The 24,449-nt window shown below is 66.4% G+C and carries 22 protein-coding genes and 2 pseudogenes; 12 read left to right on the top strand and 12 right to left on the bottom strand.

The annotated features are described in order from the left end of the window. The 4 genes from FND50_RS21705 to FND50_RS21695 all read left to right on the top strand — a co-directional run bounded on the left by FND50_RS21705 (position 1) and on the right by FND50_RS21695 (position 4,573). Positions 1-984: an acetaldehyde dehydrogenase (acetylating) gene (locus FND50_RS21705; RefSeq protein WP_144287067.1), complete on the top strand. Its 984-nt coding sequence runs from the start codon at positions 1-3 to the stop codon at positions 982-984. Beyond that, the gene (gene dmpG / locus FND50_RS21700) at positions 981-2,009 is read left to right on the top strand and encodes a 4-hydroxy-2-oxovalerate aldolase (protein WP_144287066.1); all 1,029 of its coding nucleotides are present in this window, start codon (positions 981-983) and stop codon (positions 2,007-2,009) included. Before FND50_RS21705 ends, dmpG begins: the two co-directional genes overlap by 4 nt. Before the next feature lie 320 nt (positions 2,010-2,329). After that, the gene (locus tag FND50_RS36240; RefSeq protein ID WP_186301122.1) at positions 2,330-2,479 is read left to right on the top strand and encodes a hypothetical protein; all 150 of its coding nucleotides are present in this window, start codon (positions 2,330-2,332) and stop codon (positions 2,477-2,479) included. A 27-nt stretch (positions 2,480-2,506) separates the two neighbouring features. Beyond that, positions 2,507-4,573, top strand: coding sequence for an FUSC family protein (locus FND50_RS21695; RefSeq protein ID WP_144287065.1), 2,067 nt, complete (start codon positions 2,507-2,509; stop codon positions 4,571-4,573). A 102-nt stretch (positions 4,574-4,675) separates the two neighbouring features. Here FND50_RS21695 and FND50_RS21690 read toward each other — a convergent pair whose 3' ends face one another. From FND50_RS21690 to FND50_RS21675, 4 genes are all read right to left on the bottom strand, one after another. Next, positions 4,676-6,982 (bottom strand): acyl-CoA dehydrogenase, encoded by a 2,307-nt coding sequence (locus FND50_RS21690; protein WP_144287064.1) that lies wholly within the window; start codon positions 6,980-6,982, stop codon positions 4,676-4,678. A gap of 150 nt (positions 6,983-7,132) precedes the next feature. Continuing rightward, complete coding sequence (locus FND50_RS21685) at positions 7,133-7,795, bottom strand: enoyl-CoA hydratase/isomerase family protein (protein ID WP_144287063.1); 663 nt, start codon at positions 7,793-7,795, stop codon at positions 7,133-7,135. A gap of 201 nt (positions 7,796-7,996) precedes the next feature. After that, complete coding sequence (locus FND50_RS21680; protein WP_144287062.1) at positions 7,997-9,334, bottom strand: MFS transporter; 1,338 nt, start codon at positions 9,332-9,334, stop codon at positions 7,997-7,999. Positions 9,335-9,391: 57 nt separating this feature from the next. Further along, on the bottom strand, positions 9,392-10,570 hold the full coding sequence (locus tag FND50_RS21675; RefSeq protein ID WP_144287061.1) for a CaiB/BaiF CoA-transferase family protein: 1,179 nt from the start codon (positions 10,568-10,570) through the stop codon (positions 9,392-9,394). A gap of 155 nt (positions 10,571-10,725) precedes the next feature. Between FND50_RS21675 and FND50_RS21670 the strand changes: the two genes are divergently transcribed. From FND50_RS21670 to FND50_RS21655, 4 genes are all read left to right on the top strand, one after another. Next, positions 10,726-11,961: a CdaR family transcriptional regulator gene (locus tag FND50_RS21670; protein ID WP_144287060.1), complete on the top strand. Its 1,236-nt coding sequence runs from the start codon at positions 10,726-10,728 to the stop codon at positions 11,959-11,961. 137 nt (positions 11,962-12,098) lie between these two features. Next, positions 12,099-13,418: an alkyl sulfatase dimerization domain-containing protein gene (locus FND50_RS21665; protein WP_144287059.1), complete on the top strand. Its 1,320-nt coding sequence runs from the start codon at positions 12,099-12,101 to the stop codon at positions 13,416-13,418. Further along, entirely contained in the window at positions 13,406-13,774 is a 369-nt protein-coding gene (locus FND50_RS21660) for a YidH family protein (protein ID WP_144287058.1), read from the top strand. Before FND50_RS21665 ends, FND50_RS21660 begins: the two co-directional genes overlap by 13 nt. Next, positions 13,771-14,088 (top strand): DUF202 domain-containing protein, encoded by a 318-nt coding sequence (locus FND50_RS21655; protein WP_260850608.1) that lies wholly within the window; start codon positions 13,771-13,773, stop codon positions 14,086-14,088. Before FND50_RS21660 ends, FND50_RS21655 begins: the two co-directional genes overlap by 4 nt. Before the next feature lie 427 nt (positions 14,089-14,515). Here the strand turns inward: FND50_RS21655 and FND50_RS21645 are convergent, their stop codons facing one another. From FND50_RS21645 to FND50_RS21620, 4 genes and pseudogenes are all read right to left on the bottom strand, one after another. Then, entirely contained in the window at positions 14,516-14,788 is a 273-nt protein-coding gene (locus FND50_RS21645; protein WP_005260568.1) for a hypothetical protein, read from the bottom strand. A 420-nt stretch (positions 14,789-15,208) separates the two neighbouring features. Continuing rightward, positions 15,209-16,267 (bottom strand): anti-sigma-D factor RsdA, encoded by a 1,059-nt coding sequence (locus tag FND50_RS21635; protein WP_144287056.1) that lies wholly within the window; start codon positions 16,265-16,267, stop codon positions 15,209-15,211. Continuing rightward, positions 16,251-16,494 (bottom strand): annotated as a pseudogene (locus tag FND50_RS37050) (RNA polymerase subunit sigma); the annotation flags it as partial. The gene FND50_RS21635 and the pseudogene FND50_RS37050, both read right to left, overlap by 17 nt. Positions 16,495-16,788: 294 nt before the next feature. Continuing rightward, positions 16,789-17,535, bottom strand: coding sequence for an SDR family oxidoreductase (locus FND50_RS21620; RefSeq protein ID WP_144287054.1), 747 nt, complete (start codon positions 17,533-17,535; stop codon positions 16,789-16,791). Between the two features lie 181 nt (positions 17,536-17,716). On the opposite strand from FND50_RS21620, the pseudogene FND50_RS21615 reads away from it, so the two are divergent. From FND50_RS21615 to FND50_RS37040, 3 genes and pseudogenes are all read left to right on the top strand, one after another. Next, positions 17,717-18,058: pseudogene (locus FND50_RS21615) on the top strand (nitroreductase family protein); the annotation flags it as partial. 14 nt (positions 18,059-18,072) lie between these two features. Continuing rightward, on the top strand, positions 18,073-18,357 hold the full coding sequence (locus FND50_RS37045; protein ID WP_260850607.1) for an MFS transporter: 285 nt from the start codon (positions 18,073-18,075) through the stop codon (positions 18,355-18,357). 147 nt (positions 18,358-18,504) lie between these two features. Then, positions 18,505-19,107, top strand: a complete 603-nt coding sequence (locus FND50_RS37040; protein WP_260850606.1) for an MFS transporter — start codon at positions 18,505-18,507, stop codon at positions 19,105-19,107. Between the two features lie 188 nt (positions 19,108-19,295). Here the strand turns inward: FND50_RS37040 and FND50_RS21600 are convergent, their stop codons facing one another. Next, complete coding sequence (locus tag FND50_RS21600; RefSeq protein WP_144289131.1) at positions 19,296-19,625, bottom strand: hypothetical protein; 330 nt, start codon at positions 19,623-19,625, stop codon at positions 19,296-19,298. 145 nt (positions 19,626-19,770) lie between these two features. On the opposite strand from FND50_RS21600, the gene FND50_RS21595 reads away from it, so the two are divergent. Then, positions 19,771-20,691: a S1C family serine protease gene (locus tag FND50_RS21595; protein WP_144287053.1), complete on the top strand. Its 921-nt coding sequence runs from the start codon at positions 19,771-19,773 to the stop codon at positions 20,689-20,691. A gap of 33 nt (positions 20,692-20,724) precedes the next feature. Here FND50_RS21595 and FND50_RS21590 read toward each other — a convergent pair whose 3' ends face one another. From FND50_RS21590 to FND50_RS21580, 3 genes are all read right to left on the bottom strand, one after another. Next, positions 20,725-21,222, bottom strand: a complete 498-nt coding sequence (locus FND50_RS21590; protein WP_144287052.1) for a hypothetical protein — start codon at positions 21,220-21,222, stop codon at positions 20,725-20,727. Positions 21,223-21,292: 70 nt separating this feature from the next. Then, entirely contained in the window at positions 21,293-22,765 is a 1,473-nt protein-coding gene (locus FND50_RS21585; RefSeq protein WP_144287051.1) for an aldehyde dehydrogenase family protein, read from the bottom strand. Positions 22,766-23,217: 452 nt separating this feature from the next. Beyond that, positions 23,218-24,165, bottom strand: a complete 948-nt coding sequence (locus FND50_RS21580) for a hypothetical protein (protein ID WP_144287050.1) — start codon at positions 24,163-24,165, stop codon at positions 23,218-23,220. Positions 24,166-24,449: the final 284 nt, after the last annotated feature.

The raw sequence follows: 24,449 nt of genomic DNA, 5'->3' as shown, positions 1-24,449 counted from the left end.
ATGAGCGAGAACACCCGTAAGGTCACCGTCGCGGTGATCGGATCCGGCAACATCGGCACCGACCTGATGATCAAGGTGATCCGCCACTCCGACGTCCTGCAGATGGGCGCGATGGTCGGAATCGACCCCGACTCCGACGGGCTTGCCCGCGCCCGCCGACTCGGCGTCCCCACCACCTCGGACGGCGTCCAAGGCCTGCTTCAGCTGCCGAACTTCGCCGAGATCGACGTGATCTTCGACGCCACCTCCGCCAAGGCACACGCCGCCAACGCCGCCCTGCTCGAACCGCTCGGCAAACGGCTGATCGATCTCACCCCGGCCGCCCTCGGCCCGTTCGTGGTGCCGGCGGTCAACCTCGACGAACACCGGGACGCCGCCAACGTCAACATGGTCACCTGCGGCGGTCAGGCCACCATCCCGATCGTCGCCGCCGTCTCCCGCGTGACACCGGTCGCCTACGCCGAAATCGTCGCCTCCATCGCGTCGAAGTCCGCGGGTCCGGGCACCCGCGCGAACATAGACGAGTTCACCGAAACCACCTCCCACGCAATCGAAACAGTCGGTGGTGCCCGCCGCGGCAAGGCCATCATCGTCCTCAACCCGGCCGACCCGCCGCTGATCATGCGCGATACCGTCCTGTGCCTGATCTGCGCCCCCGACCCGGCCACCCACGACGCGGTCCGCGACTCGATCCAGACGATGGTCGAGCACGTCGCGACCTACGTGCCCGGCTACCGACTCAAGCAACAGGTCCAGATCACCCCGGTCCCGGACGGCCAACCCGTGCACACCCTGCTCGCCTCCGGGGACACGGCGGCCCCCACCCACCAGGTGACGGTGTTCCTCGAAGTCGAAGGTGCCGCCCACTACCTGCCGGCCTACGCCGGAAACCTCGACATCATGACCTCGGCCGCAGTGCGCTACGCCGAGTCCGTCGCCGACACGATCGCCGCCCCGACGGCAACCCAGGGAGCCACCCGATGACCACCAGGCTGTTCATCCAAGACGTCACTCTCCGCGACGGCATGCACGCCGTCCGCCACCGCATCACCCCCGACGACGTCGGCAAGATCGTGGCCGCGCTCGACGCCGCCGGTGTCGACGGCATCGAGGTCGCCCACGGCGACGGACTCGCCGGCGGGTCGCTGAACTACGGCCCCGGATCCAACACCGACTGGGAATGGATCGAAGCCGCCGCCGCCAACGTCACCCACGCCCGGCTGACCACCCTGCTGCTGCCCGGCATCGGCACCATCGCCGAACTCGAACACGCCTACCAACTGGGCGTGCGGTCGGTGCGGGTGGCGACCCACTGCACCGAAGCCGACGTCGCCGCCCAGCACATCGGAAAAGCCCGGGAACTCGGCATGGACGTCTCCGGCTTCCTCATGATGAGCCACATGACCACCGCACCCGAGCTCGCCGCCCAGGCCAAGCTCATGGAGTCCTACGGCGCGCACTGCGTCTACGTCACCGACTCCGGTGGCCGGTTGACCATGGACGGCGTCCGCGACCGGGTCCGCGCCTACCGGGACGTGCTCGACGAGGCCACCGAGATCGGCATCCACGCCCACGAGAACCTGTCGCTGTCGGTCGCCAATTCCGTCGTCGCCGTCGAAGAGGGTGTCACCCGTGTCGACGCCTCGCTGGCCGGGCACGGCGCCGGCGCCGGCAACTGCCCGATCGAACCGTTCATCGCGGTCGCCGACCTGCACGGCTGGAAGCACAACAGCGACCTGTTCGCCCTCCAGGACGCCGCCGACGACCTCGTCCGGCCGCTCCAGGACCGGCCCGTCCGCGTCGACCGGGAAACCCTCACCCTCGGCTACGCCGGCGTGTACTCGTCCTTCCTCCGGCACGCCGAAGCCGCCTCCCAGCGATACGGCATCGACGTGCGCACCATCCTCCTCGAGGTCGGCCGCCGCGGCCTCGTCGGCGGACAGGAAGACCTCATCGTCGACATCACCCTCGACCTGCTCGCGACGAATCCGGAGGCCGCCGCGAGCTGAGTCCGGTTGCGGCGGAGGGGGCTCGGCCCTCCTGCAGGGGACGGGCTGCTTCAATTGCAGTGATCGGCCTGGGGTGGTGACCCATCCGTACGAACAGTGCCTACCCAAGCCGAACTCGACGACGGTGTCTATATCGCGGCGTCCGACGTCGCTGATGCCCGGGATCGAAGTTCGGTACAGGGAGTCGGTACGCATGTGCACGTGTCGAATCTCGGTAGTCGTGTTGTCGAACGAGTGAATGTTCGCGCCCGCGACTGGGCCAACGCCGTAGGGATCGAAGGTAGCCGCTGGAGGATTTCGATCCGACGGAACTGAACGACGTGGAAGGCAAGAAGAAGATCGCTGCCCCGGTTCGCGGCGGCGACGCGGAGAGCCTCGCTGCCGACGTCTTCGAGGAGGGCCGGTGCTTGTTCCTCCTCGAAGACGCGGTTGATCTCGAAGAGATCGGTGGCGACGTCGTCCGAGACTGACGGGTGCCGGAGGCGCACAATCGGTGAATGGCTTTTCGGGTCGTACAGGAGACAGTCCGTTTTCTCGCGGTCTCCGATCCCGGCAGGCTGCGGCTACGTGCCGCAACCGCCACGACGATCACAGTCATTCTCGCGATGGTGGTGCTGCTACCGGGTTCCAACCTGATCGGCCAGCCACTCACCGTCGCGCTGCTCGGGACGGTCGTCGCGATGCAGTCCTCGGCGGCGGTCAAGGACAGGGATCAGCACAGCAGGGTGATGACGACACTGCTGCTCGTGTTCCCTGCACTCGCGGCGGTGTCGATGTCCGCGGTGCTGTCACAGTTCGGGATGGTCGCCGATGTGGGCTTCATCGCGGTGCTCTTCGCGGCCGTCTGGGTGCGGCGCTACGGCCCGCGAGGTACGGCTCTCGGGATGGTCGCGTTCATCTGCTACTTCTTCGCACTCTTCCTTCGGGCCCAGCCTGGGCAGATTCCCATCCTCGCCGTGTCCATCGTCGCCGGCGTCGGTATCTCGCTCCTCGTCCGTACCGTGATCCTGCCGGACCGGCCCGGGCTCGAACTCACACGGTTGGTTCGGGCGCTGCGGGCCGCGTCGATCGACGTGCTGGAGGTGGCGTCGAACAGGGGTGATCGGAATCTCGATCTACTTCGTAAGAAACTCGATCGGCTCGGAAGCACCGCCCTGATGATCGACGACTGGCTCGACCGCAACGATGCAGCTCAGCTCCTGAGCGTCACCAACGATGATCTGTCCGTTCGTATCTTCGATGCGCAAATCGCTACCGAACAACTCGTCAGCGCGCTGTGGGCGCTCGACCCGGACAAGTCGTGGCCGAATTCGCTGGGGCAGGCGACCACGGCACTGGGATCGTGCCTGCAGAACAATCCGTCGGATGACCAACTCCGCGCTGCCCGACGCCTCGCCGCCGCGGCCGCAGACAAGTCCGATCCATCGACTCCGGCGGGTATCGCGACCACCGTCGCGATGCGAGCAGTGCAGGCGCACATCGCGATCCATCACATCACCCACAACGCCCTGCGAACAGAATCGGAGCCGAGGAAGAAGCCCGACGAGGACGAAGAAACGGACACCGGATGGAACCCGAGCACCAAAGCCGCGATCCAGGTAGCCGTCGCGACCAGCGCTGCAACGATCCTCGGTGAGCTCATCTCGCCCGACCGCTGGTACTGGGCGGTCCTGACGGCCTTCCTCGTTTTCACCGGAGCGTCTACCCGCGGAGAGATTCTCTCGCGCGCAGGGCACCGCGTCGTCGGCACCATCGCGGGAGTTCTTGCAGGAGTATTGCTGTCCGCGTTGGTCGGAAACAACCAGCCGTTGCAGTTGCTCCTGCTCGTCGTCTGCGTATTCTTCGCGTTCTACCTCGTCACGGTGGCCTACGCATTGCTCTCCTTCTTCGTCACCGTGATGCTTGCGATGCTGTACGGACTGCTCGGCACATTCAGCATCGAGGTACTCGAACTGCGCATCTACGAAACGGCGGCCGGCGGAATCGTCGGAATAGCGGCGGCGTACTTCATCTTCTCCACCGGAACGAGATCGACGCTGACCTCGAAGATCGACGACTACCTCGATCGGATGACTGCCATCGTCGACACCGCTATCGGAGCCGTCGTCCAACCAGGGCACGAGACTGACCTCGTCGCCGACATCCGGAAGCTGGACAACGCGCTGAAGGACCTTGCCACGGCGGGCAAACCCTTGGAAATGGGGCCGACGACGCGGACCCGTCGGGGAGCGAAACGGTTGTTGCGGATCATGACTGTCAGCAATCGGTCGTCTCATGCACTTGCCCGAGCAGGGGTGAGCGCCTCTCGCGGCGAACCGGACAGCGGACCGTCGCAGGAGACCGCGAAGGCATTGCGCCAGGCAGCCGACGTCACCAAGGAAACCATCGCCGACGTCAAACGCGCACTCGCCGGTGAGCACGTAGAGCCTCCGGAGAAACTCACCGAAACCTCGGCACCCGACGTCATGCTGCAGTCGACCACCACACCGGGGCCGGTTCGCAGTGCCGTCCGCTCGCTCAGCACCCTCAACCGCACGATGGGGGAAGCGTTGACGCATGCCTGATGGCGTCGTACATGCTGCTGAACGAAGCACAAAGCGAGCCAGTCGAAGGGGGAAGCCCGTCACAGCCGGCGAATCACCCGGCTGGAGTGACCGCTCGGGCGTCTACCTCGGCAAACCCAGAATCCGTTCGCCGATGATGTTGCGCTGAATCTGATTCGACCCGCGTGCGATCCGGCGTCCCCGGCTCTCGAGGAACACGCGTTGCAGAGAGTCGAGTTGATATCCGTCCCCGTCGGGGCGGGTCAGAGCCGACGCCCCGAGAAGCTCCAGCGCCGTCGACCCGAATACACAGTGATACTCCGACCAATTGACCTTGTCGATCGCCAGCAACTTGTCCACGGCCTCTCCCTCTGCAACACGGGCACCGATCACGGAACCAACGGCACGCATCAGTTCGACCTCGACCACCAGTTCCGCCAACCGCTGGCGGACGATCACGTCGCCGAGCCGACCGTTCTTGTCCAGCCGCTCCGCCAACACGTCCAGTTCGTGGCGATAGCCGACATACTGCGTCGCCGCCCTGCCCGCTCGTTCGGCGCCGAGTGTGGTCATCGCGACCGCCCAACCGGTGCCGAGCCCACCCACCACATTGCTCAACGGGGCGCGCGCATCGGTTATCCGTTCCTGCGCAAACCCCCTGTCGCCCGACGCCATCCGGATGGGGTCGACGTCGATGCCGTTGTCCGTCATGGGAACAAGGACAAACGAGATGCCCTGGTGTCTCGGTGCGTCGCGGTCGGTGCGGCACAACAGGAACATCATGTCGGCCTGGCCGCCGTGGCTGGTCCAGATCTTGTCACCGTTTATCCGCAACTCGTCGCCGTCAACGGTTCCGCTGGTCCGCAGCGAGGCGAGATCGGATCCGGTCTCGGGTTCGGAGAAGCCCTGGCACCAGGTGTCCTCGCCCGACAGAATGCGGGGCAGGAACCGGCGCTTCTGGTCCTCGCTTCCGTGCGCCAACAGGGCGGGCGCAAGCAGGGTCTCGCCCATTCCGAGTTGCGGGCGTCGAAGTCCCGCGCGCGCGAACTCCTCCTCTACTACCAGAGTTTCGACCGGTCCCAGTCCTCGGCCGCCGTGTTCCTCCGGCCAGGACAGGCACAGCCAACGCCCCTGACGCAACAGATCGGTCCAGTGCTTCTCGGCGTCGGTGTCTTCGTGTCCGAACGGTTCCTGTGCGTATTCGAGTGGCGTTCCCTCGGCGCGGTGCTCGGCCAGCCAGGCGCGGACCTCGGTCCGCAGGTCCGCCAGCGGAGCGGGTTCGTCGGCCCGCGCCGGCGCCTCGACCGCGGTGCCGGTGGCGAGGACCCCGGCGAGCAGACGCTCGCGGTGCCACGCCGACGATCCGAACATCAGCTGATCGGTCTTCGCCCGCTTGAGATGAAGGTGAGCCTCGTGCTCCCAGGTGAAGCCGATCGCGCCGTGTAGTTGAATCGTCTCGCCAGCGATCTGCAGGTACCTCTCGGTCCCCGCGACGCAGAGCACGCTCACCAGTGTCGGCAGTTCCGGCGCATCGGTATCCGCGGCGTGAGCGGCGACGGCGACCGCAGCGGCGACCGGTTCGAGCGCCCGGATCAGATCGGCCAGCCCGTGTTTGACCGCCTGGTTGGTACCGATCGGACGACCGAACTGGTTGCGGGTCTTCGCATAGTCAGTTGTCAGGTGCAGGCACCGGCGAGCGCCGCCGACCCTCTCCGCTGCCTGCACGACGAGCGCCTTGTCGAGCGCTCGGGACAGTGTCTCCGAAATGTCGGTGGTGTCACTGATTCGTTGCGCTGCCGCGCTGTCGAAGGTGAAGGTCGTCAGCGGACGGGTCTGGTCCAACGCCGGCCGCCGGACCCGCCGAATGCTCGTGTCCGATGGTTCCACCAGAAAGAGGCCGGTCCCGTCTTCGGTTCGGGCGACGACAACGACAGTGTCGGCGCAATGACCGAAGATCACGTGATCGGCCCGTCCGTCGATCCGCCAGCCGTCGCCGTCCGGGTGTGCACGCACCGCTTCCGAGCCGGCCTGCCACCACCCGTCGGCGTCGGCAAATGCCAGACACCCGAGACGAGTGCCCGCGGCGAGACCTGGCAGCAGCTCACTGAGCCAATGCTCCTGGGCGCAATCCGCGATGGCGAGCGTGGTCAACACCGAACTCGCGAAGAAGGGGCTGCATGCTGCCGAGCGCCCGAATTCCTCGGCGACCACGACGAGGTCACCGATACCCGCGCCTGATCCGCCGTACTTCGCGTCGACGAGCATTCCTTGCAGTTCGAGTTGTTCGGCCATCGTCGCCCACATTCCTGGCCGGTATCCGAGTTCCGTGTCCTGGTCGGCCAATACTTCGGCCGGTTCACTGGTTGCGGTGAGAAACTCCCGAACCGCGTCGCGAAGCGCGCGGTGTTCTGCAGTTGTTGTCATGCCCATTCGATTGTCTCCTTCGAGTGTCCCGTGTAAGCACCACCTCGGCCAGGATCCCCAGACCTGGGATGACCAGGCGTCCTGCGACCTGTCCGCTCGGTTGTGCATTGTGTTGTCTTGTGGTTTTCGACCGCGGGTGCCGCCGTGCGTACGCATTTACACGGGCAGTGTTTTGCGCGTCAGAATCGCTTGCTTCATGGCGATTCCCCCGCCGTTGGGGTAGGCCGCGATCTTGTCGGTGAGTTCGGTTGCCCGGCCCACAACCTGCTCGTCCGGCACCATTGCGTAGGCGAAGCTGCGGCGCAAAAGGTCCGGACCGTACTGACGTTCACAGGCCAGGGTGAGCTGCAGTGCCTGGTTCACGTCGTATTTCGCGAGCAACCACCGCAGATTGTTCGGCGCAGCAACCCCCATCTCCGCCTCGCCGACCATGAGGAACGACGTCTCTCCCACTACAAGGAGGTCACAGGCGAGCGCGATCGCCGCAGCACCGTTGACAGCGGCCCGCTCCAGCGCCCCGATCAGCGGTTTCTCGAACCCGGACAGGGTCGTGTGCAGGTCGGAGATCGCCGCGGTAATTTTCGGCTCGCCCGGGCGTACCTCGGCAAGATCCAAACCGGAACTGAAGCACCCGCCCGCGCCGTACAGCAACACCGCGGTGACTGTGTCGTCGTCCTGAGCGTCAGCGAACGTTCTGGTGAGTTGGGTGACCATCGGGACCGTCAAGGCATTCTTCCGCTCGGGACGATTGAGTTCTATGTCCAGCCGTCCGCTGTGATGGTGCCGAACTACCACGACATCGCTCTCCGACGAACTCACAACATGCTCCTCCCGAGTCCGTCGAACTGCCCGGCGGGAGCGGTCGGCTGCCCCGTGGCGCGTTCGCCACCCGTCCTCAGGCGCACGGTGTCTCCCAACAACATTGGTTTGATCATCGCTTCCTTCCACAATCGCTGACGACAGGCTGGTGCACTCAGGCCAGGTCGCGGACGGCGGTGCCGTCGACCGTTCTGGTTCGGCTTACTTGTTCGGGTGGTGTGCGGCGATCGTGGTTGCATCACGTTCGGGATTGACCAGGACGGCGGCGGTGAGTGCGCCAACCAGCATGATGACTCCCACGATGACAAAGCCTCGGCCGTATCCGGCGGCGGTGTCGGCGGCCCCGGAGACGAGGGAGCCGATGAGAAGTGGTGCCGCGACACCGCCGAGGCTGTAGATCGCGACGGTGATCGACATGACGGATCCGCGTTGCTTGGCGGGGACCACGTCGGAGAGCAGGGAGAACGCCAGTCCCCAGGCTGCAGTGTTGAGGGAGAACGCGAGCGCGATCAGCACCATTTGAGTGGGTCCGACGGGCAACGCGGTAAATCCGATCATGCACACACCGCCGGCGGCGAGTAGGCCGGCCGCGAACAGGGCGCGGGCGGTGCGGGACGATCGTCCGGCCAGCGAGAGGCGGGTGGAGATCAGTCCGGCGAGAAAGGTCAGGATCACGGCCGCGGCGAAGGGCAATGTGATCAGCAACCCGGTGGCGTTGGCGCTGTAGTGCAGGCCTTCGCGCAAATACAGCGGCAACCAACTCACCTTCAACGCGGTCGCCCAATAGGAGCAGAACGAGAAGATCGCGACACCGATCACTGTGGGGCGAGTCCACAGGAGCCGGACGGGCACGGTGTCGGGAAGCGTCATCGCCTGATTCCCGGTGCCCGCCCCCGCATTGCCGGCGGGTCCTTCACCGCCGATGAACAGCCAGGCCACCAGCCAGATCACTCCGGCGACCATGAGCACGAGAAACGCTGCGTGCCAGCTGTAGCTCTGGATGATCCAGGTCAGGACCGGGGCGGCGATCAGCGGGCCGAGGGAGGCTCCCATGATGACTACCGAGGCCGGTAGCGAACGACGCTTCGGGGAGAACCAGGTGTGGGCGATCTGTTGGGACAACGCCCCAGCGGGGCCTTCGGCGAATCCGAGCAGCATTCGGCAGGCGAGGAAGACTCCGAATCCGACCGTCGTGGTCATCGGGGCCAAGCTGAGCACCCATAGACCGACCAGGCCGGCGAGGAGCCATCGCGCGGAGATGCGTCCGCCGAGGGATCCGAGGGCGACCGCGCCGACGGCGAAGAGCCAAAAGAACGCGCTCTGCGCGGTGCCGAACTGCTGATTACTCAACCCGAGATCGGTCTTGATCTCGACGCCGGCGAGGCTGACAACGACCTTGTCGGCGAAGTTGATCAGCATGAAGGCCATCAGCATCAGGGTGATGATCCAGCCACGCCGGCGAACGCGAGGGCTATCGAGTTCAGGGTCGGCGACGAGGCCGCCCTCCTCGGCGCGGGTTTGCGGATTCTGCAGAGACACAAGGGCTCCTGGGGGTCGTGATCAGTGAGGGGTAGGTGGCGCCGGTGGCGGTTCAGGTCACGTCAGGGAGTACTCGCCCAGCCGGTAGTGGGCAACGATCTCGTGGCTGTGTTCTCCGAGTTCGGGGACCCGCCCGGCGTCCGCGGTGCGGGGGATGCTGCGGGAGCGGTAGGGGAGGCCTGGGATGGAGTATGTGTGTCCGTCGCCGGTGCTGCCGGTAGTGAAGATGCCGCTGGCAATCACATCGGGGGCACTGGGGACCTGGTCGTAGGTGCGTACGGCGCCGGCGACGATGCCGACGGATGTCAGCGCCGTGAGCGCGGCTTCGGTGTCGAGGCCGGCGAAGAACGGTGCGAGAGCGGCGAGGAGTTCGCCGCGGTGGGCGACCCTTGACGGGTTGTCGACGAAGCGGGGATCCTTCGGCAGGTCGGGTCGGCCGGCGAGGTCGCAAAGCTGGGCGAATCGCTGCTCGGTGTAGGCGGAGATGACGATCGAGCCGTCAGCGGTGGGGAAGATGTCGGCGGCCGGTGCCGCGGTGGGTTGTCCGTTGCCGCGCCGGTGGGGCGCGACGCCGGTGATGGAGTATTCGCCCCAGTTCGCGCATTGCAGGTCGATCGCCACGTCGAGCAGTGAGACGTCGATGTCGTCCCCGAGGCCGGTACGTTCTCGTCGGAACAGGGCCGCCAGCACCGCCTGGGTGACGACGTAGGAGGTGGCGTGGTCGACGAGCGGGAAGCCGACGCGTTGCGGGTCTCCGTCCGCCTCTCCGGTCACTGACATCATGCCGGTTTCCGCCTGGGCGGCGATGTCGAGGCCCGGCCGGCGGCGGGAGGGCCCATCGGTGCCGAAGCCGGAGACCGCGGCGAGGATGACGGTGGGATTCAGTTCGCGTATGTCGTCGGCCGACAGGCCGAGCTTTTCCATCACCCCTGGTCGCAGGTTGTGGATCACGACGTCGGCTCGGGCGATGAGGGCACGGGCGTGGCGGAGATCGTCCTCGGCTTTGAGGTCGAGGACGATCGACTTCTTGCGCCGGTTGTAGGCGCGCATGATGGCCTCGCCGTAGACGCCGATCCCGCGTGCCTGGTCGCCGCCGGGACCTTCGATCTTGAGGACGTCGGCGCCGAGGTCGGCCAGGGTCTGCGCGGCGCCGGGCGCCGCGATGTACTGACCGAAATCGACGACCGTGATCCCGGACAGGGGCAGGTCATCGGGAGCGTACTCGGAGTCTGGCATGGTTCCTCATTCTGTGCCGGGACGGTGTGGACCTCAGTGCTGGTGGAGCCGTTCTGAGTCCTCAGCGTGGCCGAATGGGTTGCTGTCGTACCATCGGCGGCTGTCACACTCTTCACGACGGCAGTGTGTGACCCGTCACACCTAGGAGGCGTTCGATGCGTACCGCGCCCACGGACGAGGCAACCAAAGACGACCTGCACGGCAGGATCGCCCGCATTCGCCGGTCGATTCCGCGGATGGCACGGGCAACGATCGACCGCTACATCGCAGCCTCGCCGCTCTACACGCAGACCGCGGTGCCTGAACATTTGCACCGAGAAAGCGCCCACACCGTCCGATCGATGCTCGAGGTGTGCCTGCGGTCGGTCACCGACGAGTCCATCGACGTTTCCGACACGATGCGCGAAAACATCGAACGCGGCACCGAACGAGTCGCGGAAGGGTTGCCGCTACGGGAGTACATGCGCTGCTGGCAGGCCGGATTCGACGTACTCGCCGAAGAACTGGAACGCGAACTCGGCACCGACCACGGACTGTTCTGGTTCGCATTCCGCCGCGCCCACACCACCTTTGACCGCATCCTACGAGAGGTTGTTTCCGCGTACGAGATCCACACTCACGACCTCATTGCGGCGCAAGACCGCAACCATGCCCCCATCATCGATACTCTCCTGCGCGGCGACGAGTGGGTGTTCGACGACCCGAACTCCATCCCTGCCGAACCGAGCATCATGTTGCTGCACATCGATGACACCCCCGCCGAGCGATCCGGCGACCGCAACGCCCGATCGCTCGCGGCCACACGGAAGGTCCGTGCGATCCGCGCCCACCTGGCCCGAGCGGTCCCCGGCCTGTGGCTGATCGATGTCCGACCTCGGCACGCTCGGATCGTGATGCATCCACCAATCGGCGCTCTCGACCTGCTGGCCGTGGACCTCGCAAGGGTCAGTGGCGCACCGGTGACGATCGCGATCGAGAACGCCACCTCGATCACCGATCTTCCGCGAGCGGGCACCACGGCCGCCGAGGTACTCGACATCGCGATCCGGTCCGGCCGCACCGGCACGGTCAGCCGAATGACCGATGTCGCACTCGCACACCATTTTGCGCACCCCAGTGCGTCGCTGCCGGTGCTGCTGGACCGCTGCGCCTCCTTGCGATCGCGCCCGGACCTTGTGCACACCCTCCGGGTCTATCTGGCCAGCAACCTGGACCGGCGCGCCACTGCGGACACCCTGACGGTCCACCCCAATACCGTCGACAACCGGCTCAACCGCGTCCGCGAGCTGACCGGCCTCGACGTACACATCACCGCGGAGCTCCTTACTCTTGCGGTCGCGGTCAGCGCCGCCACCGACGAATCCGACGCGGAGGCTGACCACCCGCAGTGAATCTGTGATCGGTCACAGGCCGGGGCCGGCAGGGGTGTGCGCACAGACGATTGTTCGGCGGATGGCCGGTGCACAGAATGAGGCGCACGGGACATCGCAGCGTCGCGGTCCGACAGCCAAGCCGAGGAGAGCGCCACATGACGGACATCATCGACTACGCCGACAAGGTCTGGAAGGGCGAAGCCAACCAGAACGCCTACCACCACGGAGACCTCCGGAAGGAGGGTATGCACTACATCGCGGACGGCGCCTACATGTGGCCGGCGTTCGGCAACGTCTACGTATTTCCCACCAATACCGGTCTTTTCGTGTACGACACCGGCGACCGCCGGACCGCCGAAGACCTGTTCGCAGCCACCCGGCAAATCTCCGAGCAACCGGTGCACACGGCCGTCTACTCGCACGGACACGTCGACCACGTCTTCGGCATGGACCCCTTCGACACGGAAGCGCGCGAGCGCGGCTGGACCCGCCCCACGGTCCTCGCACACGAAAACGTAATCAGCCGGTTCGACCGCTACAAGGAAACCCGCGGCTACAACGGCATCATCAACCAACGCCAATTCCAGGCACCGAACCTGATGTGGCCGGCCGAATACCGGTACCCCGACGTCACCTTCACGGACCAGACCGACCTCACGGTCGACGACCTGCAGGTGCAACTTCATCACGCCCGCGGTGAGACCGATGACGCCGCGATCGCCTGGATCCCCGACCGCAAGATCCTGTGCTGTGGTGATTTCTTCATCTGGGCCAGCCCCAATGCCGGAAACCCGCAGAAGGTGCAACGCTTCGCACACGAATGGGCCCGAACCCTGCGGTGGATGGCCGACCTGGGCGCCGAAATCCTCCTCCCCGGACACGGGCTCCCCGTCCTCGGCGCCGACCGAATCCGCACCACCCTCACCGACGCCGCCGAACTCCTGGAAATCCTGCATGGCCGCACCCTCGAGATGATGAACGCCGGAGCGACCCTCGACGAGGTCGTGCACAGCGTCACCGCCCCCGCGGAACTCCTCCGCAAGCCCTACCTCGCCCCCTCCTACGACGAACCGGAATTCGTTATTCGCAACGTCTGGCGCCTCTACGGCGGCTGGTACGACGGCAACCCCGCCAACCTCAAGTCCGCCCCCCGCGCCGACCTCGCCCGTGAGATCGCGGACCTCGGCGGCGGCGCCGCCCAACTGGCCGAGCGGGCGCGCGCCCTTCTGGCACGAGGCGAACACCGGCTGGCGGGACACTTCGCCCAGATGGCCACCGATGCCGATCCGCAGAACCGCGACTCGCATCAGGTCCGCGTCGACGTCTTCGGCCAGCTGGAACAAGGCGCCACTTCCACTATGGCGAAAGGCGTCTACGGATGGGCAGTGGCGGAATCACGGGCCTTCCTCGACGGCAGCGACCACGCGACCGAACTGAAAGCCAAAACGGCCGGCCGCGCGCGATGGGCATTCTGACCTCCCGTCCACCAGCGGACTCAGGTTCGGTGGATGAGGAACCGGACTACCGGTACACGCTGGCGAACGAACGCACCTACCTGGCATGGATCCGCACCGCGATGGCGCTCCTGGCGGCAGGTGTGGCTGCCCACCAGTTACTTGCGTTGCCCTCCGGGGCACTGCAGATGACGATCACGATGGTGTGTTTCGGGCTGGCCACCGTCCTCGCCTCCGGCGCGTATCTGCGCTGGAGGGCCGCGCAGTCGGCGATCAGGCGAAACCTGCCACTTCCGGGCTCCGTCCTCGTGCCCGGTCTCGCTCTCGGATTGGGGATCCTCACGCTCCTCGCCGCCGGAGCGGCATTGTGGTCGTGATCGGGTCCGTTGACCGGGATCCGGGACTACAACCAGACCGCACCGCGCTGGCCTGGCGGAGAACCACACTCTCCGCCGCCGCGACGGCGGTGGCGCTCCTCCACATTCCCACCGCCGATGGCGACCGCGCTGGTTCGCTGACCTTGGTAGCGATGGCGGTGCTGCTGCTCGTGATCACGTACATCAGCTACAGACGAGGCCGTTCGCTGCAGCGGGGGAGTCACGGAATGACCCGACACCATGCCTTGCTGGTAGCTCTACTCCTCACGGCTACAGCGGTCGCCGCTGCCGCGACCGCCGCCTTCGCCCGATAGCCGCACTCTCGAACGACAACTCGAAGCACACCTCGGTCCGGTTCGACTCCTCGGCGGGGAGCCCAGTGTCGGTCATCGATTGGCTCACCAGTGGCGGCGACGTCGAGTCCGCGCGAAGATGTGATCGCCCAAATGGACGGGAAGCAGTGTAAGTGGCGCGAGTGCTCCCGCACCCTCCGGCCGTCGACGAACGTTCCCACCACGGCATCACCCAGCGGTGGGCCCGCACCATTGCGGCCGCACATCCCGGGCTCGATGGGCTGCTGTACCGGCGTCGGTACCGGCCGGCCACGTCGAACCCGCTCGCGCATCCCGGCCTGCAACGCCGTCTCGCCGCAGCCGCGGAGGCGCTCGGCTGCACCGTCGTCTGTGGTGCGCCGACCGGGTGGCGGCGTGTCGACCGGGGGCACACCGCCGGTGGCCGCGGTCATTCGCGCGTCTTCAACCGTGAGGTGTGTCGCTTCGCTACGTCGAGGTCGGCGTCAGCGATTCCGAGTGTGTCCTGAGCGGCGCGGAGGGCGTCGACGGCGCTCTCCAACGCTTCCGGTGCGGTGGTCGGGTCGCCGAGTGCGTCCACGTCGAGCGTGTTCGCATCGAGGTCTGCGTAGGTGCGCTCGAGGTCGAGGAGGGTTCGACGGAGAGCGTGCAGTGCATCCCGGACCTCGGTTACCTGCTCGTCGAGATCAGCGGGCGTGCTCACACGATCACGTCCCAGAGCACCGCGGCGGCGTTGGTGAGGGGCGGCTGCTCGTCGGTCAGACGGCCGAGCTGCTGCTGCACGCGGGCTGTCGGTTGGTCGACGTCGGTCATGCGATCACTCCATCTGTTGTGAATGACTGGGCTGTGTCGTGTAGGGCGGCCCGCTCGATAGCACTTCGGCAAGAAATGCGGTCGTGGTGACAGCTCTGCCCGGGAAGTCGACACGTCCCGGGGCTGAGGGGGTGTGCCGTGTTCAGGAGCGGGTGAAGCGGGATCTGAGTTGTTGCATGCCGACCATGACTTTTTCTTCGGTGCTTCCGGGTGCGAGCGGGGAGCATGCCCAGCTGCATGGCTGTGTCGTTCATGGTGACGATGATCCGTAGTGGGGCGATTTTGCCGTTGCGGTATGGCCGCCGAATTCTCAGCTGGTCGGGCCTGGTGGCGGGATCGGTGCCGAGGAAGGCTCCGGCGGCGGTGGCTGCTGGGTGGGTGGTTGGGTGGTCGGGTTGTCCGACGGCGTAGGCGGGAGCGGTTGGGTGGTCGGGTTGTCGGAAGGGACAGGCAGGGGCGGCTGCGGAGGCGGGACCATCGTGATGGTGGGTTCAGGGCTGGTGGACGGCAAGGTCTCGGGCGGGAGCGTCAGCGTCGTCGTGGGTAGCGGCGGCAGTGAAGTGGGCGGCAGTCCGGGAAGCTGCAGATCCGTGGGCAGGGTTCCCGGCAACTGCTCGACTCCCGGCGCGGTCGTGGAACCAGGTGTCCCCGGCACGATGGCCGGCAGTTCGCTAGTCTGTGTCGGCGCGTCGGTGGTGGTGGTACCGGGCGTCGTCGTCGCGGGCGGCGTGGTGGGAGCGATCTTCTCGACCTCCGCGGCGAGCTTCGCACGCCACACGTCGAGTTCGTTGCGCAGGTCGGGGTCGCGTACCCCGCCGGAACGGTCTGCGGCGCCCTCGAGTAGGTTCTTCGCCGCCTCCGCGTCGCCCGCGGCGATCAGCCGCTCGGCCTCCTGCAGCTGCGACGTGGTGTCGATCTGCGCGACGGTCGAATCGGCCTGCTGGCTGAACACGACCGACTTGACGCTCCACAGCGGATCGCCGGGTGCGGCGTTGTACGAGAAGATGGTGACGCCACCCATGACGACCGCGATCGCGGCGGCAGCGCCGGCGATGGGTCGCAACAAGCGGAGCTTGCCGCGGGCAGCGCTGCGTGCGGAACGGGCGTCCGAGGCGTCGATCGCCGCGATCACGTCGTCGAGCAGCGGCCCGGTCGGCATCGGCGTCGCCGCGATGTCGGCGCGCCAATTGGTCAGCAGAAGCGCGAGCTCGTACTGCTCCGGCGAATCCGTCGCGACAGGACCGCCACCGGCGATCGCGTCGATCAAAGCGTCGTCGCGGCGCACTGCCGCGACGTCCACCGGTGCGTCGTCTCCTGGGAGATCGGCATCGGGATTGCCGTTGCGCTTGCTCCTAGCCAAACCTCTCACCTGCCCTCGTCACCCCCGCGGTACTGGTACTACCCACGGCCGGGGCCGTTTCCTCGGCTGACATACCGACCACGAGGCGGAGGATCAAGATCTCCCGGTGCTCTTCCGGCAGCGTGCTCAGCAGTTCGTTCATCTGCCTGCTCGCCTTTCGAGTCCAGCGCCCGCTGTTCGGGTCCGTCATCGTTGACTACGACATCTACTACGTCGGTGACGGGCTCCGACTTGTTACCGACTGTCAGAGAAGAGCGACAAGAAATCGGAGCTCCACGTCGGTTGTGGGTTCCGGTGTTGTCCGCACGCCGTCGGTTGCCGCACGACCACACCCGTCCTCTTCGGGCCGACCCCGGCGCACTCGGGCGGTCCTGAGGCCCTGGGCCGGGGTCGACGTCTGTGCAACGGCATCGTCTTCGGAGTGGACGATTCTCCTACGTGGATTATCCCACTGGTGGCCGGTACTCGGCGAGGTCAGCAGTTGTCGCACCCTCGACTGGGCAGACCAGCGTCGCTGACCGTCCGCGCGGTCAGCCGCGGCCGATGTACGGCATCCCGGCGGCCATGATCGTCATCGCCGGCACGGTGACGTCCAGGGGAAGTTCCACCAGTCGGGTCACCGCGTCCGCGACGTACCGCGGGTCGAAGGTGGGTTCCGCTCGCATCGATCCGTCCGGTTGGCGGGCGGACTGGCCGATGCCGGCCGTCATGGCGGTTGCGGCGTTCCCGATGTCGATCTGGGTGCAGCAGATGTCGTGATCGCGCCCGTCGAGCGCGATCGACTTGGTCAACCCCGACACCCCGTGCTTGGTTGCCGTGTAGGCGACGCTCGCGGGTCGGGGCGTGTGCGCGGACAAGGAGCCGTTGTTGATGATGCGACCGCCGCGGGGTGTCTGCGTCTTCATCATGCGCACCGCCTCGCGCGAGCAAAGGAAGACCCCAGTGAGATTTGTGGCCACCGTCCGGTCCCAGTCTTCCGGGTCGATCTCGTCCACCGCGCCGGAGGGGCCGAAGGTGCCCGCATTGTTGACGAGTACGTCCACGCGGCCGAACCGTTCGGCGACGACGGCGAAGAGGCTGTGCACCGACTGTGGCGACGAGACGTCGGCCGGCACCACGAGCGCGTGTTCGTGACCGTCCGCTGTCTCGTCCAACTTGTCTTGCGCCCGTCCCGACAACACCACGTGATGTCCGGCATCGAGTAGTCCGGTCGCCATGGACCGCCCGATTCCCGATCCGGCACCCGTCACCACGATGACCCGTTCCGTCACGACCACTCCCTTGCATCACGTAGTTCCCGCACAGCTGTCGGCAGCCCCCGAATTGTCGCCGATCGGCGGCCTCGCCGTGGCTGTTCACGCGTTCCGTTCGCGGTTGTCGACGAGGTCGCGGAGGATCTCAGGAATCACGGTGCGCCTAACACTCGAGTGGGGGACGGCGGTCGGCTTTCCTGGCCGGGTGACCATCGCAGACATCGCACCCCGCACGCCGCTGCAGCAGCGCTACTGGGACCCCGCCCTCACCGAGCCCGCGCAGTGGAATCCGGTTCTGGAAGCCCTGCACTCGCACCGTTCGGTTCGCCGCTACCTACCCGATCCGCTGACCGACGCGACGCTCGACGTCCTTGTCTCGGCTGCGCAGTCGGCCGCCACGTCGTCGAACCTCCAGGCATGGAGTGTCGTCGCGGTCCGGGATCCCGACCGCAAGGCCCGTCTGGCCGCGCTCGCGGGCGAGCAGGCCCACATCGTCGAGGCCCCCGTCCTGCTGGTCTGGCTCGCCGACTTCGCCCGAGTCCGCCAGTGACGACCGGCCCGATGCAACTGATCACCCTGCGTTTTCTGACCGGCGCCGGCCTGGGCGCTGCCATCCCCAGCCTTGTCGCTCTGACCAGCGAATTCGCCCCCGCCCGGCGGCGGTCATCCTTCGTGATGTTCACCTACTGTTGGTTCGCACTCGGCTTCGTAGCCGCGGGAATCGTCTCTGGCATCGTCATCCCACACTGGGGCTGGCGCGCGATGTTCGTCATCGGAGGCACCGTGCCGTTGGTGTTGCTCGTTTCGCTGCTGCGTTCCTTCCCGATTCCCCCCGCTACCTTCTGATGCGTGGCGACTTCACCCGTGCTGATGCGTGGCGACTTCACCCGTGCACATGCCACCCTGCGTCGCATCGACCCCGCCTTGCCCGCCGATGCGGTCATCCGGGCCGACTACTCGAGTGTCGAGGAACCCGATCGCGGGAGGGTGCTGATGGTTGTCGATCTGGTACGCGGCAGGTGGTTCCTGAGCACCCTCCTGCTGTGGACTGCATTCGCGGCAAATCTGGCGGCCTTCTACGCAATTCAAAGCTGGCTTCCGACGATCGTAGGCTCGCTGGGAGCTCCTTCACGCGTTGTCATCGCCTCAACCGTGTTGACCACGATCGGCGGGATTCTGGCAGCAATCATCATCGGTCCCGCGATGGACAAGGCCAACCCCTTCCGCACTCTCGGCGTTGTCTATCTCGGCGGCGCGGTCTTTGTCGCCGCACTGGGGTGGGTCATCGGCGGCGGCAGCACCTGGGCACTTGTCGGAACTGCATTCCTTGCGGGAACGGGTGTGACCGGTGGCCAAATGAGCGTCATCGCCCTGGCAACTGTGCTGTATCCACCCGGGATGCGGTCCACCGGAGTCGGCTGGGCCCTCGGGATCGGGCGGCTCGGTGGAATCGCAGGCCCGTTGATCGTCGGGTCCGCCCTCGGCGCCGGCTTCCTCCCACGCGACATCTTCTTCGCGATGGCGGTAATTCTGGTGGTCGCCAGTATCAGCGTCCTGATGCTCGAACATCGATCTCGCGCGCAGCGACTTGCATGAGCTGGAAGCCGCCACCGGTGCTTCCTGCTCGGCTCGACGGGCGCAGACCTGCTCTGGCTTTTAGCGAGCTTCGACACCTTCGACCAGCTCTGCACCGGGCGGATTCTCCCCGTCGCCGACGTCTCCCACACCTTGATCGCCGCCGAACGCAGCCTCTGCCGGTGAGTGGTCGGCCTCGTACCGCACGGTCACGCCGGGTCGGTGTCTCTGTGGGGTCGGCGGCGCCGGTGGAACCGTGCACGCTGGAGATCCAGGAGGGTCGCGCCTTCGGCATCTACCCGCCGGTGTCGACTGGCGATTCCGACCCGGACGGCAGTCGTATGTCGGTGCAGCTCTGCTGCGCGGCCGTTGGCGTTCTCGTCGTTGAGGAGGTAGCCGGCTGCTCGGTCGCACTGAATCAGCAACTTTTCGTAGGCGAGGCGCGCTGGCGCCTGTTCGTCGAGTTGGGTGATCGCGACATGCTCCACGAATTGCAAAGGGATACGCAATAATTGGTAATTTATTCGCAAAAGTGTCATGGGCACGTCGCGCAGTGTTGTCACGATCGGCGATGTTAGCGCTCGTGGAGGCAGCGTGCGGAGAGTTTCGCGCCGTGCTGTCGCCGGGTGGTCAGCTGGGAGCGAACAGGGGCATAGGTGGTGTTGTGCCGACGCTGTAGTGGGTATGGGCGAACTGGATGAATTGGACGGGTACTCGAGGACGGTGATCTCGGTCGCCGATGCGGTGTTGCCGAGTGTGGCCAGCCTGGTTGTGCGGACATCACGGGGGAGCGGTTCGGGCAGTGCGAGTGTGATCACCGATGACCGGCTGTTGCTGACGAGTGCGCACGTGGTTTCCGGAGCGAGCGGGGCCGAGGCGGCGTTCACCGACGGGACGGTTGTGCGCACTGATGTGGTGGGACGCGATCCGTTGTCCGATCTGGCTGTGCTGCGTGCTCGAGGCGATGTTCCGGCTCCGGTGGAGTTGGGTGACGCCGCGTCGCTGCGGGTGGGGCAGTTGGTCGTCGCGTTGGGAAACCCGCTGGGTCTGGCGGGCAGTGTGACGGCGGGCATCGTGTCCGGGTTGGGCCGCTCGTTGCCGGTGGAGTCGGGGCGGGTGATCGATGAGGTGATCCAGACCGATGCGGCGCTGAATCCGGGGAACAGCGGTGGCGCGTTGGCCGACAGTGCGGGCCGGCTGGTTGGGGTGAATACCGCTGTCGCCGGGATGGGGGTGGGTCTGGCGGTGCCGATCAACTCGACGACGAGGCAGATCATCGCCGCGCTGGTATCGGCGGGGCGAGTGCGTCGGGCCTGGTTGGGGATCGCGGGCATGCAGGTTCCGCTGCCTCCGAAGCTGCAGGGGCGGATCGGGTCGAAGACTGGTTTGCAGGTGGCCGGTGTCTCGCCGGGAAGCCCGGCCGCCGAGGCGGGGTTGCGGCGCGGGGACATCATGGTCGAACTCGACGGCAAGCCGATCGTGACGACGACTGCCGTCCAGCGGTTGATGGTCGAGGATGCGATCGACCGGCAGATCGAGATCACGGTGTGGCGCAACAGTGCGCTGGTGGACGTGTTCGCTCGTCCTCGTGAGCTCGCGGCCTGATGACCACACAGCGACGTGGGATCCGATCGACGGTCACCGATTCATCTCGTGCCGGATCGCGTCCTGGACTTTCTCGTGAGCCACCGCGATACCGCCCGCGATATCGGTCAGTGTTCTTCGATGCTGGAGGCGCAACGGGTCGTTCACTGCGCCATCGTGCAGGTGTTGCCGGTGGGGGAAGACTGGGCGCGGCTCGGTCTTCACGAGGTGCCGGTTGAACGTCCCAGTGAGCTGCGACAGCTCGTTGAGTCGTCGGTAAACGTCATCGCTGGCCACGACCCGCGCCTGGCTGAGCAGGGAATCGAACTCGTCGCCGCCGATCTCGTCCGCGTCATTCGGGTGTGATGCAGCCGAAGTCGTTGCGGTTGCGGCGAGGCGGGCCGTCGCTCGCAACAGGTCGGCGTAGATCGCGAGCCGCAGTTTCACGAGTTGGTCTCGGCGCGCAGTCTTGCTGCGCAGCCGTTCGGTGATCCACGGTGAGAGGGCCGTGCCCACGATTCCGGCCACGCCCATCCACATGATCGCATTCACGATCAGTCTCCCGTCTCTTCCTGCTTTTGGGCCGAAGACCCGCGTTCACATCCCGCCGCCTCCGCGTTACTCATTCCCGGGCACTCTGGCGGGTGCTGTTCACGGCCGGATCTGGTTCGTCGTTGTCGCCGAAGATCGCCTTGGCCTCGAGGTACTCCACCAGGCCGAATTTGCCGAACTCCCGGCCGTTGCCTGACTGCTTGTAGCCTCCGAACGGAGCATCGAAGGCCAGCGGAGCCCCATTGAGATGAACCATTCCCGTCCTCAACTTCCGGGCGACATTCCGCGCGCGCTCCGGATCGCTCGACGAGACCATCCCGGACAGCCCATACGCGGTGTCGTCCGCGATGCGGATTGCGGCGGCCTCGTCCTCGTAGCCGATCAGCATCGTGACGGGGCCGAAGATCTCCTCTCGCGCGATGGTCATATCGTTCGTCACGTCCGCGAAGACGGTGGGCCGGACGAAGTAGCCGGTGGACAGTCCCGCCGGGCGACCGACTCCACCGGCGACGAGCGTGCCGCCCTCATCGATTCCGATCTGGATCAGGCGCTGCACCTTGTCGAACTGTGCCTGTGACACCAGCGGACCCACGGTCGTTCTCTCGGACTCGGGTTGTCCGACGACGATCGACGCGGCGGCGGTCTTCGCGATCGCGATCGCTTCGTCCATCCGGTCCCACGGAACCAGAATGCGCGAGGCGGCATTGCAGGACTGGCCCGAATTGACCACCACGCCTACAACGTCTCGGGTGATGACCTCTTCGAAGTCCGCGTCGTCCAGCACAATGTTCGCCGACTTGCCACCGAGCTCCTGTGTGACACGTTTGACCGTTGTCGCCGCGTTCCGAGCGACCTCGACGCCGGCACGCGTCGATCCGGTGAACGAGACCATGTCGATGTCGGGGTGCATCGACAGCGCGGCTCCGACGGTAGGTCCGTCACCCTGAACGAGGTTGAAAACTCCCGCAGGGACTCCTGCTTCGTGAAGTATCTCCGCGAAGATGATCGCATTGAGTGGCGCGATCTCGGACGGCTTCAACACCATCGTGCAGCCTGCGGCCAACGCCGGCGCAACCTTCGCGGCGATCTGGTTGACGGGCCAGTTCCAGGGTGTGATGAACGCACACACGCCGACCGGCTCGTGCACCACCGTCGTCGTGCCGATCTTCTCCTCGAATTCGAACGCTCGGAGCGCATCGACGGCTGCGGTGAGATGCACCAGGCCGGACGGTGCCTGAGCGGTCGTGGCCAGTGAAGTAGGTGCTCCCATCTCCTGGGTGATCGTCGTTGCCAGCTCGGCCATCCGTCGCCCGTAGACCTCGATTATCCGATCCAGTAACGCAATCCGGTCGGCGCGTGTCGTCGACCCGTAACCGTCGAACGCTCTGCGGGCGGCCGTGACGGCGCAATCGACGTCCTTTTCGTCGCCCAGCGCGATGGTGGCGACGATCTCTTCTGTCGCAGGGTTGACGACGTCGAGCGTGTCGGTCCCGATCGGGTCGATCCACTCGCCGTCGATGTAAAGCTTCTGGGTGTTCTCCATGGTGGTCCTTTGGTCGGTTTCTGCAGAAGGCAAGAAGGGGTGGGTAGCGCATTGGTGACCGTGCGGGTGAGCCGCGATGGCGTCCCGTGTTGTGGAGTCCTGTCCTCCCGGGGTTTGCGTCGGAGTGTTTCCGGCGTCTGAATAACAATGACTCGCCGCAGCTCTGCCGTCTGTCCGCCAACCGGGCCCCGCTGGGGGAGGAATACGTGTCCCCCAATCGGAGGACAACCGCGATGGCGGGGTCGAGCGTCAGGAATGCGATGCGGTCGATCCAGCCCAGCTGATCGACGAACGATCTTTCCCGAGAACGGAATTACGGTGTCGAGCTGTTGGTTTCAGCGCCGAATGCCGGTCAGTTCCGTTCGCACGAATGATCGTCTGGGGCCAACGTGACGATGTGGGATATCGACGATCGACCGTGAAGCGAGCCCTGTGCGGCGGATGGCGCGGCGTCAACTCGACGCGCTCACCGACGAGGACCGCGCGGGCCGTCGGAGTGCGGCCGCCGCCATCGTGAGCGCCACGGCATCCTCCGCAAGCGCGGCCTGCCAGTCCGGCATCCGCCGGCCGGCCCACTGCCGCCACCACGCGCCGCCGTAGGAGCCGGCGAGGGCGCCGACGGTTCCGATGATCAGGGCCGACGCCGTGTCGGCGCGGTCGCGGCGGGCCAGCGCCGCGGCGCCTCCTCCGCCTGCGATGAGTCGTCCGGTGAGCGCGGGCTGGGAGAGGCGCGACGGTACGTTCGGGTTCTTGTCGGCGACCAGTTCGCCGCCGACGAGCGCCGTCGCACCAACGAGGCGGGACCAGTGTGCCGAGCCGGGGGCACCCGAAAGCAGTGCCGCCGCGATGCCGGTGGAACTGCGGAGACCGCTGGCCACGCCGATCACGGCCGACCGGACAGTGCTCGACCGTTCCGCCCCCGGCTCCCTGCGGTGCCCCGTCGCCTCGTCCTGCTGCCGCAGGACTGTGGTGACGGTGGCGCCGTAGACGAGATGCGGCACGAGGTCGCTGAGCCAGTCCTGAGCGGTCCACTGTCGCGGGTCGCTGATGCCGCGCATGGCGATCGGAATGTCGGTGGCTGCCATCGCGGCGAGACCGAGCCCGATCGTTCCGGCAGCCGGGGTCAGGCGGGCGCCGGCCCGGCGGACGAGGACGGCGGCCACGCCGAATCCGGTGCCGACGGCGATCCCGCCGAGCGCCCCGAACGCCGACCGCCGGGCCGCGAGCACGTCACCGCGTCCGGGTATCGCGACGCCCAGAGCGGTCGCAACGGACTCGACCGTCTTCTCCGGAACGGTGCTTGCGGGGCGGCCTCGGATCGCCATGTCCAGGTATGTGACGGCGTCGAGCATCGTGGTGCCTGCGGCACCTGCAACGATGCCGGTCGTGACAGTGTTCATCGGACTGCCTCTCTCGCGTGATTCGACGACGGGGTCGTCCTTCCCCGGAGCATCCCCCGGCGGTGTACCGGGCAAACGTGGACGGGAGTGTTGGGCGCGAGGCACGGCTGTATCCGGGCAGGAGTGTGCAGGACGCGATTGCGGGCGAGGGTGACTCGTTCGGTAGCTGGGAATGTAAGCCAGGAATCGCGCCGGCAATGGTGGAGTCGGGGAGCGAGGCGACGCCGGATATCTTGTGGCGCAGCCAAGCGCAGCCCCCGCCAGCGATCGGTGTCAGCTGGCAG

Origin of the sequence: Rhodococcus sp. WB9 (assembly GCF_007558985.1) — a bacterium.
Classification (GTDB): Bacteria; Actinomycetota; Actinomycetes; order Mycobacteriales; family Mycobacteriaceae; genus Rhodococcus_F; species Rhodococcus_F opacus.
The sequence above is the reverse complement of the archived record's forward strand: the minus strand, read 5'-3'. Positions and strand labels throughout refer to the sequence as shown.

What these genes read in the sequence shown, in the direction of transcription:
- FND50_RS37040 (WP_260850606.1), top strand. Translation starts at nt 18,505, where the DNA reads ATGGTTGTCGATCTGGTACGCGGCAGGTGGTTCCTGAGCACCCTCCTG.
- FND50_RS21690 (WP_144287064.1), bottom strand. Translation starts at nt 6,982, where the DNA reads ATGGGCATGACAACAACTGCAGAACACCGCGCGCTTCGCGACGCGGTT.
- FND50_RS21580 (WP_144287050.1), bottom strand. Translation starts at nt 24,165, where the DNA reads ATGAACACTGTCACGACCGGCATCGTTGCAGGTGCCGCAGGCACCACG.
- FND50_RS21665 (WP_144287059.1), top strand. Translation starts at nt 12,099, where the DNA reads ATGACGGACATCATCGACTACGCCGACAAGGTCTGGAAGGGCGAAGCC.
- FND50_RS21585 (WP_144287051.1), bottom strand. Translation starts at nt 22,765, where the DNA reads ATGGAGAACACCCAGAAGCTTTACATCGACGGCGAGTGGATCGACCCG.
- FND50_RS21595 (WP_144287053.1), top strand. Translation starts at nt 19,771, where the DNA reads ATGGGCGAACTGGATGAATTGGACGGGTACTCGAGGACGGTGATCTCG.
- FND50_RS21675 (WP_144287061.1), bottom strand. Translation starts at nt 10,570, where the DNA reads ATGCCAGACTCCGAGTACGCTCCCGATGACCTGCCCCTGTCCGGGATC.
- dmpG (WP_144287066.1), top strand. Translation starts at nt 981, where the DNA reads ATGACCACCAGGCTGTTCATCCAAGACGTCACTCTCCGCGACGGCATG.
- FND50_RS37045 (WP_260850607.1), top strand. Translation starts at nt 18,073, where the DNA reads ATGCAACTGATCACCCTGCGTTTTCTGACCGGCGCCGGCCTGGGCGCT.
- FND50_RS21705 (WP_144287067.1), top strand. Translation starts at nt 1, where the DNA reads ATGAGCGAGAACACCCGTAAGGTCACCGTCGCGGTGATCGGATCCGGC.
- FND50_RS21660 (WP_144287058.1), top strand. Translation starts at nt 13,406, where the DNA reads ATGGGCATTCTGACCTCCCGTCCACCAGCGGACTCAGGTTCGGTGGAT.
- FND50_RS21695 (WP_144287065.1), top strand. Translation starts at nt 2,507, where the DNA reads ATGGCTTTTCGGGTCGTACAGGAGACAGTCCGTTTTCTCGCGGTCTCC.
- FND50_RS21600 (WP_144289131.1), bottom strand. Translation starts at nt 19,625, where the DNA reads ATGACACTTTTGCGAATAAATTACCAATTATTGCGTATCCCTTTGCAA.
- FND50_RS21670 (WP_144287060.1), top strand. Translation starts at nt 10,726, where the DNA reads ATGCGTACCGCGCCCACGGACGAGGCAACCAAAGACGACCTGCACGGC.